This window comes from Moorena sp. SIO4G3, from assembly GCF_010692305.1.
Classification (GTDB): domain Bacteria; phylum Cyanobacteriota; class Cyanobacteriia; order Cyanobacteriales; family Coleofasciculaceae; genus Moorena; species Moorena producens_A.
The window spans coordinates 35,180-44,636 of record NZ_JAAHIG010000037.1; the positions used below are offsets into that span (position 1 = coordinate 35,180).

11 protein-coding genes and 1 pseudogene are annotated in these 9,457 nt (G+C 41.8%); 7 read left to right on the plus strand and 5 right to left on the minus strand.

What is annotated here, in order from left to right; genetic code table 11:
- Nucleotides 1–5: 5 nt before the first annotated feature.
- The 3 genes from F6J99_RS09740 to F6J99_RS09750 are packed head-to-tail and all read right to left on the minus strand — an operon-like array spanning nt 6 to nt 2,408.
- A complete protein-coding gene (locus F6J99_RS09740) occupies nt 6–221 on the minus strand; it encodes a hypothetical protein (RefSeq protein WP_293112752.1) in 216 nt (71 codons plus the stop codon).
- Nucleotides 222–223: 2 nt separating this feature from the next.
- The gene (locus F6J99_RS09745) at nt 224–1,474 is read right to left on the minus strand and encodes an AAA family ATPase (RefSeq protein WP_293112753.1); all 1,251 of its coding nucleotides are present in this window, start codon (nt 1,472–1,474) and stop codon (nt 224–226) included.
- Nucleotides 1,467–2,408, minus strand: a complete 942-nt coding sequence (locus F6J99_RS09750; RefSeq protein WP_293112754.1) for a cobalamin-binding protein — start codon at nt 2,406–2,408, stop codon at nt 1,467–1,469. The genes F6J99_RS09745 and F6J99_RS09750 overlap by 8 nt, the downstream gene beginning before the upstream one ends.
- Nucleotides 2,409–2,743: 335 nt before the next feature.
- Between F6J99_RS09750 and F6J99_RS09755 the strand changes: the two genes are divergently transcribed.
- Nucleotides 2,744–2,959 (plus strand): hypothetical protein, encoded by a 216-nt coding sequence (locus F6J99_RS09755; protein ID WP_293112755.1) that lies wholly within the window; start codon nt 2,744–2,746, stop codon nt 2,957–2,959.
- An 8-nt stretch (nt 2,960–2,967) separates the two neighbouring features.
- On the plus strand, nt 2,968–3,396 hold the full coding sequence (locus tag F6J99_RS09760; RefSeq protein ID WP_293112756.1) for a type II toxin-antitoxin system VapC family toxin: 429 nt from the start codon (nt 2,968–2,970) through the stop codon (nt 3,394–3,396).
- A 379-nt stretch (nt 3,397–3,775) separates the two neighbouring features.
- On the opposite strand, the gene F6J99_RS09765 is transcribed toward F6J99_RS09760, so the two are convergent.
- Nucleotides 3,776–4,111 carry a XisI protein gene (locus F6J99_RS09765; RefSeq protein ID WP_293112757.1) on the minus strand — a complete coding sequence of 112 codons (336 nt, stop codon included), beginning with the start codon at nt 4,109–4,111 and terminating at the stop codon, nt 3,776–3,778.
- Nucleotides 4,099–4,515, minus strand: coding sequence for a XisH family protein (locus F6J99_RS09770; protein ID WP_293112758.1), 417 nt, complete (start codon nt 4,513–4,515; stop codon nt 4,099–4,101). Before F6J99_RS09770 ends, F6J99_RS09765 begins: the two co-directional genes overlap by 13 nt.
- A gap of 196 nt (nt 4,516–4,711) precedes the next feature.
- Between F6J99_RS09770 and F6J99_RS09775 the strand changes: the two genes are divergently transcribed.
- From F6J99_RS09775 to F6J99_RS09785, 5 genes and pseudogenes are all read left to right on the plus strand, one after another.
- Complete coding sequence (locus tag F6J99_RS09775; protein WP_293112759.1) at nt 4,712–5,377, plus strand: hypothetical protein; 666 nt, start codon at nt 4,712–4,714, stop codon at nt 5,375–5,377.
- 194 nt (nt 5,378–5,571) lie between these two features.
- Nucleotides 5,572–5,670 (plus strand): annotated as a pseudogene (locus F6J99_RS45510) (DUF4157 domain-containing protein); the annotation flags it as partial.
- A gap of 180 nt (nt 5,671–5,850) precedes the next feature.
- Nucleotides 5,851–6,354, plus strand: coding sequence for an SRPBCC domain-containing protein (locus tag F6J99_RS09780; RefSeq protein WP_293112760.1), 504 nt, complete (start codon nt 5,851–5,853; stop codon nt 6,352–6,354).
- A gap of 89 nt (nt 6,355–6,443) precedes the next feature.
- Complete coding sequence (locus F6J99_RS45515; protein ID WP_365972994.1) at nt 6,444–6,551, plus strand: DUF4157 domain-containing protein; 108 nt, start codon at nt 6,444–6,446, stop codon at nt 6,549–6,551.
- A 461-nt stretch (nt 6,552–7,012) separates the two neighbouring features.
- Nucleotides 7,013–9,025: a DUF4157 domain-containing protein gene (locus F6J99_RS09785; RefSeq protein WP_293112761.1), complete on the plus strand. Its 2,013-nt coding sequence runs from the start codon at nt 7,013–7,015 to the stop codon at nt 9,023–9,025.
- Nucleotides 9,026–9,457 lie beyond the last annotated feature (432 nt).

Genomic DNA, 9,457 nt, shown 5'->3' on the forward strand with positions numbered 1-9,457 from the left:
CCACCCTACAAAATGCGATTGACTTGAGCAATATGATTACCAGTTTCAATAATAGCAGCCAAGGGTAATACAAACGTTGTCGATGCTTTTTCTTCTTTTTCCAAAAGCTCAACAACTCGCTGCTTATTCCATTTATTATTACCAGACCCACAAGTCTCTTTTCCAGGAACTTCTAGGTAAACGCAGAGAATCGATGTATCGATAATCAGAACCTTCCTCATGTCTATAGTGGCTTAGGATCAGAAATATTCCTTTCAATAGCTCCTTTAGTCACTAGGTTTCCCAAGGAACCAGATGCCATCAATTTAGGTAAATTATCCATAGTTTCTAGAAGCGTGAGTGTGCTTTCTCCAGTTTCTGAATCCCGGTGTGCTACAACTACGAAGGGAATCATTTCTGGTCCTAAAGCATCTAGCAAAGCCGGATTGTGAGTAGTGACTAATATGTCGATTTTTCTTTTTTCTCCAATTTCTTTGAGCATGGTTATCAGCAGATGTAACCGAGATGGATGCAATCCATTGTCTACATCTTCAATTACTAATTGACTCCCTTCTGGTCGTGTGATAAGTGCGGTAATAATTGCTAAGAAATGCAGGGTTCCATCCGACATTCCTCGCGCATCAATTTCTGTAGTTTGACCAGGTTTCCATTCTTCCTTACAGTAGAGCATAGCATCTGTACCAAACTTTCCTACTGGTTCCGCCCAAACTTCCTGTATATCTCGTTCTGGCAGATATTTCAAGTAAGCAGACACCGTTGAGTCAAACTCCTCTTTTTGCTCTTTAGGTAATGCGGCTAGCACTCCAGCAATATTAGAGGCATCACTCTCAATCCGATCAGAAAGCGGTGAATAGTTCCGCATTCTGCCAGGAATAGGATTAAAAATAAAAATATTTTCTATAATTGTACAAACCTTTCCAATTATATTTTTAATATCGGCATTAGAGTTTATTCCCCTAAGTATACTCAAAATAGAATTAGAACCTTTCCAGAAATTTATCAAAAAAATTTGTTCTTGCTCTAGCAATTTAATCTGAATACCTTTATCTTGAGTTCTAGGATAAGATACTTGGAACAAACTAGTTTGAGTAAGGATTTGATTACTATCTGGTGAATAGACCTGGCGAATTAGAGATTCATCAGATAAATGAACAAGTGGTTTGGTTTCTACTGTAATACTATAAAGGTAATCGGTTTCATCATCCTCTCCCTCAACCACAACTTTCAAGGTAAAGTGAGATTCTGGCTTGAGTGACGCCCACTCTACTCCACCTCGAATCCCAGGAAACGCAGCATCCCCTGCCAAAGCGGATCGAATCTCCTTTCCAAACACTATTCGTTTTAAAAATTCCAAAGCATCAATTAGATTAGATTTTCCACTAGCATTCGTTCCGATTAACACAGTCAGGGGATCAATCGGGAGTTCTGCATAACGGAAGCTTTTCCAATTTTTCAAAATAAGTTTCTTAAGCATTTCCTACCTCAAACCGTTCCCAGCCAGTGCCTTGATAACCAAAGGTGAACAGGTCTGGATGCAAAATTTCTGCTATCATTTCTACTGAATCGACTAGTCTTGGTCCTGGACGATTGAAATACGCATTACCATCAGTAACAAAAACCTTCCCCTGGCGTACCGCTTGCAAACTTGACCACTGCGAATGGTGAGCCATCTGTTGGGTTTCTTGTTTTGTGCGTTCCAAATCAAAGCCGCAAGGCATTACAATAATGACCTCTGGATCAGCTTTTACTAAAGCATCCCATTCCAGATAAGGGGAATGTTTCCCTAAAGCCCCAAACAGAGGATTACCACCTGCAATTGTCACTAATTCAGGAATCCAGTTACCAGCAGCCATCAGAGGATCAGTCCACTCGATGCAAGCAACAGTAGGGCGGTCATTTTCCGACATTTCCTGTGTCTTTTGCCTACAGGTTTCGACGCGAGACTGTAATTGCTTCAGTACAGATTGTGACTCTACTCCCAGGATGGTAGCAACTCGCTCAATATCTGCCCAAACTTCTGTTAGCAAGTTTGGCTGCAAGGAAATTATCTGAGGCTGGCTATTAGTAAGGTTGGCAACTGCTTTCTCGACCACATCGAAGTTGACAGCACAAACATCACATTGATCTTGAGTAACAATGTGGGTTGGTTGCAGTTGTTCTAAAACATCAGTTTTTACTTGGTAAATACTCAAAGCACGTTTTACCAGATTGTTTATATCATCATCAATCTCGGCACTAGGTTTATTGCTGTTGATTTGTGCCTCGGTGCAGACAGGTCGATTTTTGATGGTTGCAGGATAGTCGCATTCGTGGGATCGCCCCACAATGGCATCAGCTAATCCTAAAGCGGCCACAATTTCCGTGGCACTGGGGAGCAGAGTAACAATTCTCAGGTTTTGTGAAAGCATAGTTTAGATGTTGATAAATTCAGGAGTTGGTAGTGGCACACACGTAGGGATTTTAGCAGCTCTTGTAGCTCTTGTAGGGTGCGTTAATGAAATGTAACGCACCGTCTATAGCAAAAAATGTAACGCAACATCTATAGCATGAAATGTAATGCACCATCTATTTTCAGTACTCAAAATCAACGATTTAAGAATACAATGAATGGCATAAAAAAACAAGTGTTGACGCCGATGTTGTAAATTGGCTTGAGGGAATAAAACCCAACAAATCAGTTTCTTATTATGTTATATTGAATTATATTATAACATAATAAGAAACTGATTAACGAAAAACTCAAATGACAATCAACACTTCTCTAGAAGAAAGGCTAACAGCCATAGAGGCTGCGATCGCGCAGTTACAGAAGCAAGTTTCGACCCCCCAGCCGATGAATTGGCTACAACAAATTACAGGAACTTTTAAAGATGAACCGGCATTTGAGGAGGTGCTGGCTTATGGACGAGCCATACGCCAAGGCGATGAATCTATCCTCGAAGCGCAAGACGAACCATGAAATATTTGTTGGATACGGATCATCTAAGCATTATTCAGCGGAGAACAGGAAAGGATTACGATAACCTTTTGAGACGTATGAGTCGCTATCCACTGTCGGATTTTGCAGTATCAACAGTAACATTTCATGAGCAGATGCTAGGCTGTCACGCTTATATTAATCGGGCTCGTAACACCAATGATGTAGTAAAAGGTTATGAAATGATGGTACGACTCGTCAGCGATTTCAAGGTATTACCCCTCGTCTCGTTTGATGCCGGTGCAGCTTTGAGATTTAATCAATTACAATCCCAACGAATTCAACTGGCAAAGATGGATGCGCGAATTGCTGCCATTGCACTATTTCGTGACTTGGTTTTGTTAACTCGTAATCATCAAGATTTTGATAAGGTACCAGGATTATTGCACGAAGATTGGACTGTTGAAAATTCGACATAAAATGCGTACGCTTTTGTAGGGTGGGCAAATGGACATGATTCCTAATTAAATTGCCAAACTTTCAATATTTGCCCACCCTACCCTGCTGATAGCTGTTCGCGTAGCGTGCGCGTAGCGCATTGGCTCTTGTCAGGTGGGCAAAGGTCGATGATTCCTAATTAAATTGCCAAACTTTCAATATTTGCCCACCCTACCCTACTGATAGCTGACGGCTGACGGCTGACTGCTTACAAATTATCCAACTCCATAGTACGCTTTTGTAGGGTGGGCAAATAAACATGATTCCTAATTAAATTGCCAAACTTTCAATATTTGCCCACCCTACCCCACTGACAGCTGATAGCTGATAGCTGACAGCTGACGGCTGAATACTTACAAATTAACCAACTCCATAGTCCGTATATTGCCGAAATTCTGGACCTTGAAACCCCAGCACAATATCGTCCTTCGCTACCCCTTTCTCCACAAGTTTTTGGGCTATTTTCATTTCCGTCATATTTTGTTCAATCCAAATCTTTCCCTTCTTAATATCCATATGTAAAACACAACCATAGACCCGCCGATAGCCATCCCATCCCACAGTCATTACCATGTAGTGGTCTTGTTTGGTATCAAAAACCGTGTAGCAATCAATCACGCCATTAGCGATGGGAATGGCAGCATAATCGGTCAACAACGACTGAATGCTCTGGCGATAATACTCTAGGATTTCCATTGTACAATTACCTCTTGACTCGGGTCATAAATGATTTGTTTAATCTGATATCTTTCTAAGGAAATTTGTGCAAATTCTCGCTTTAAAAAAGCTTCATAAGCAATCACAGGCACTGCCAAATATAGAATCCGAGTTGGATCATTGATTTCTAAGGCAAGGCGATAATTCAAAAACTGTCCTAACGCAGCATGGTAAGCTGTCAGTGGCGACTCACTCAAGAAGGTTTTAATCTCTACTGCAATTTTTTCTTCGCCTCGCTCTGCTGCTAACAGTTGCTCCGCACCTAAATCAATTTCAAACTTGGTTCCGCCTACTTCCAGTCGCAACGGATCATCAGTAATTTTCCACTGCTCCTTTTCTAGGGCGATTCTAACCGCAGCATGAAATTTATCTTTGGCTGCCATTGTTATTTTTTTCTAGTTTATTTACAATCATAGAACAATTTACATTCCAGGGCGATCGCTGATAGTAGACCCCTTGCCAAAATAGTTTTATGGGTTAAATTCAGCAGTCAGCAGTCAGCAGTCAGCCTTGGCCTGTGGTTGATAGCGGAATTGCCTTGGTTTGATGATACAGATCTTGTAGCCAAAAGCGAGTGGGGTGAACCCCATCAGTGCCATTCGGCTATATCATGATGATGTGACTGTTAAAGATTTAGTCAAGCTCATGGGTAATCTACGACTAAGCCAAACCAGAAATACTCTAACTCCTGATCAGTCAATAGTATCAGGAAGTAGGAAGCCAACATACCACCCGATCGAGGAACTGCAAGGGATAATTGGCAACCGAGCACTGGGTAATCTAATTAAATCCCAGCAAAACAAATCTGGACAAGTTCATCGTTCCCAAGATCCTCTCCTGAGTGGTGTCTCCCCTGTTAGTGGGCAGCCAATCCAGCGAATGCCAATGTTTAGGGGACTTTCCCATGAGTTAAGGGGCAATTGGTCCGATGGGAATTTGGTACAGCGTCAGGAAGAACCAGACGAGGAACTTCAGCCGAAACCGAGTATTTATGACCTGCAGCGATCGCCTCAGCCTCGCGCAATCCAACCTAAGGGCGACATGATAGGGAATCGCCAACATCCATCACTGGAGCAGCGCCCCAACCAAACAGGCTTACCCGATCGCCTCAAAACAGGTATTGAAAACCTTTCTGGCTACTTGATGGATGATGTGAGGGTCCACTATAGTTCAGCTAAGCCTGCCAAGTTGCAGGCAGCTGCATATACACAGGTGCATCTCAGTTTTGCAATTAGGCAAAACTGAGATGCACCCACGTCGATGAACTAACAGCGTATAAGTGTAACCAGGTTCCTGGACAGAAGAAGTATAGTGACAAAAAGACAGGCAAAGGAGGAGCGCGTAAATCTCTGTTTTCACTCTTGAGGAATAAACTACATAGGAAAACCTGAAAACCCGGATAGAGACTATTTTAATGGTGTCTCTTCCCTCTAACACAAAGTATCCGGAAACCAATGGAACAGTCGTTTGGAGCAGATTTTAGTGGAGTGAGGGTTCACAGTGATACCCAATCTGGCATCACCGTGCCAAAACGGTAAGATTGGACGCGGTTTGGCCGAAATCCTTGCCCAATAAGCATCTTAGCCACTCATTTTTCGGTAGCACTGGTTTTTTGTTCCCTATAGGTTAGCTAAACGGAAAATTCGGTATGGTAAATAGTTAGACAACAGCATTACATTGAGCTTAATTCACATCAATAATTTCATAGTATCGAAGCGATGAATATAACTCAGGCTTCAAAGATGCCAGGTATTCGACAAAGGATGTCTCTGATGCCAGGATGGACAACTGAAATTGTAATCTGTGCCCCACAGAAGTTTGTATGGGAGCAGGTCACCGACTTTGAAGCATACTCAGATTGGAATCCCTTTGTACTTGAGGCCTACGCACAGTTCGAGGCTGAAGGTACAATTTGCTTCAAGGAAGACCTTAAACAGTTTGGTCAACACTGGCTCAAAGCTCAATTTTTATCTATTGACTTACCCAATTCCTTCGTTTGGCAAGGGCATTTTGGAACACCATTTCTGTTCAGTGTTCGTCACTCATTTATGTTTGAATCGATTAACGAACATCAAACCCGATTTACTCAAGTACATAAGAACTCCGGGCTGCTCATTCCTTATCTAGCTTGGCGAGGTGTCTATTGTATCAGTTATCAAGGTTATCTCAATTATAATCAGGCGCTCAAAGAGCGATGTGAGAGTAGAGTAGCAGATTTGTAATCTAATACAATCTAAGCTGAGTTTGGGTAAGGGTTTCAGCCTTAGATTACAATTTTCCCGTTTCGGCACGGTGATGCCAATCTGACCGGTTGAATCAATCAATTCAGGCTCGTGCTTTTACCACAGGTAAAGATATCTTCTTTGGGCAGGGGGAATATAACCCTGGAAGCTCTTGTAGGGTGGGCAAATGGACATGATTCCTAATTAAATTGCCAAAATATCATACATAATTTGCCCACCCAAGCCTACAGTGCGATCGCTTTTGTAGGGTGGGCAAACGGACATGATAACTGATCTAATTGCCAAACTATCATTATTTGCCCACCCTACCCTACCGAATGGGTACTATGCCACTTTGGTAGAATGCGATCGCTTTTGTAGGGTGGGCAAACGGACATGATAACTGATCTAATTGCCAAACTATCATTATTTGCCCACCCTACCCTACCGAATGGGTACTATGCCACGTTGGTACGGATGTAGCGCGGTCTTGAGATGAACCCCATCAGTGCCATTCGGCTATATCATGATGATGTGACGTTTGCCGACTCTTAATTTAACCAAGCTCATGGGTAATCTACGACAAAGCCAAACCAGAAAGACTCTAACTCGTGATCAGTCTCTTGTATCGGGAAGTAAGAAGCCGACTATCCACCCCATGGACGAACTGCAAGGGATAATTGGTAACCGAGCACTAGGTCATCTAATTAAATCCCAGCCACACCAATATGGAGAAGTTCATCGTTCCCAAGAGCCTCTGTTGAGTAGTGTCTCCCCTATTCGTGGGCAGCCAATCCAGCGAATGCCAAGGTTTCGGGGACTTTCCCATGAGTTAAGAGGCAATTGGTCCGAGGGGAATTTAGTGCAGGCGAAGCTGACTATTGGTGAAGCTGGGGATAAGTATGAGCTTGAAGCCGACCGAGTAGCATCGGAAGATTTAGACCGGATTAACGCACCTATCCCGAATAAAACCGGATTGCCAGATAAGCTCAAAGCAGGAGTGGAAAACCTGTCAGGATATTCACTGGATGATGTCAGAGTTCATTATAATTCGCCAAAACCTGCCCAATTACAGGCATTAGCTTACACCCAAGGGACGGATATTCATGTGGCTTCGGGTCAGGAGAAACATTTACCCCATGAAGCATGGCACGTTGTCCAACAGATGCAGGGAAGGGTAAAACCGACAATGCAGATGAAGGGACTAGAGATTAATGATGATGTGGGGTTGGAGAGGGAAGCTGATGTGATGGGAGAAAAAGCTACCCAACCTCTTCAAAGAAAATCCCATTTAAAAAGCCCTACTATTTTAAGGAGACAGGCAATTCAATGTATTGGAGATAAGATGGCTGTGACATATGAAGACGTATCTAAGATGGGAGAAGAAATTAAAAAACTCCGAACTGAAATAGAAAATATTTACCAAAAACACAAATTACAAAAAAAAGAAACTAGAAATAAATTGGATGAAGATTTCCTTGAGGAAACGAATATCAAAGCAAAACAAGATTACATTATTTATGCCATAAAGTATCTATATTATACTAAATATGATGAAGATCAAAAGAAAGCTAAGAAGAATAAGAAAGACCTAGAAAAGCTTGATAAAAAATATGGATTTAAGGAAAATATGTTTCCCATAGCTGAAAAAAATTTAGACCAAGTCATAACCGCTATACAAAAAGATACGAGAGCGAAAGACCCCAAGGAATATCCTACTGTAGTAAACAATTATGCAACTCAATACGGTCGTCACCTGGTCTCAGATCCAATCGTTCAAGGATATGAGCTTAAGTATAAAGATTCTGCAATGAAGAGGAAGAACCTCATAACAGAATGGAATCAAATAGCCTTAAAGCATCAATATAATCTTTATGTGGTTACATCTAACAACATTGGAAAAATTATAGTAAATCCAGAGAATGATATTGATCAAGAGGCTCACATAGCAACCATATACTTTAACGATCAGAGATTTGAAAAAGCACTGATGAAAGATGTTGTCATCAAAAATCATTCAGGAGGCCAGGAAACCCGTGAAGTATACTCTCACAGAGAATCAGGGCGAGAATATGTCAAAGATGCCTTCGATGTGCCTGTAAAACGATATGTAAAAAGAGCATTGAATAAATATGATAACCCTTCTGAAGAAGAGGGTATAGCCATAAAAGCCGACCCTCGTACTAAAAAAGACACTAAAAAATTATGGAAAGAGATAGGGGAAGATATTCCATCTATGTCTAAGGAGGATAAATATCAGGAGATTCGGAATCATCAACGAGCCAAAGAAGCTCAGGGTGGAAGTCCGTTTATATCCTTCACTACAACAGATCATCCTATTTTTGGCTCTAGTGCCAAGCTTTTTGAAGATAAGAAGACAGGTGTAGCAACAGTTGATTTAGCCAAGATATCGAAATCGCGGATCTTTGATACCCATACATCTAAAGCAATGGAATCAATTCATAGCATCCCAGATCCAGACCCGAAAATGAAGTTTATAGAGAACAGCGATGAGGTAGAAAGAAACAGTGCAGCAAGAGATGCAATGCGAACAAGGGAGGTAGTGGTTGCCGGTAGTATTCCTGAGGATGCTATAATAGCAGTAAGAGCGGAAGGAGTTGACTATATCAAAAAAGAAGATGACGGTCGATTCTATAAGCCTAGAAAGTAGGACTTAATCTAACAATTTAGCTAATATACAGGCCATGTTATGTACGACATGCACTAATCATTTATAACTCTACAGTTGTGCTTAGAGCAGGTGATTTAAAAGCCAGTAGACATCTCCCAAATAGTAGGAAGGAGCTATTGTAGGGTGCGAAGCTTTTGTAGGGTGGGCAAACGGACATGATAACTGATCTAATTGCCAAAATATCATAATTTGCCCACCCTACCCTACTGAATGGGTACTATGCCACTTTGGTAGAATGCGATCGCTTTTGTAGGGTGGGCAAACGGACATGATAACTGATCTAATTGCCAAACTATCATTATTTGCCCACCCTACCCTACCGAATGGGTACTATGCCACGTTGGTACGGATGTAGCGCGGTCTTGAGATGAACCCCATCAGTGCCATTCGGCTATATCATGATGATGTGAC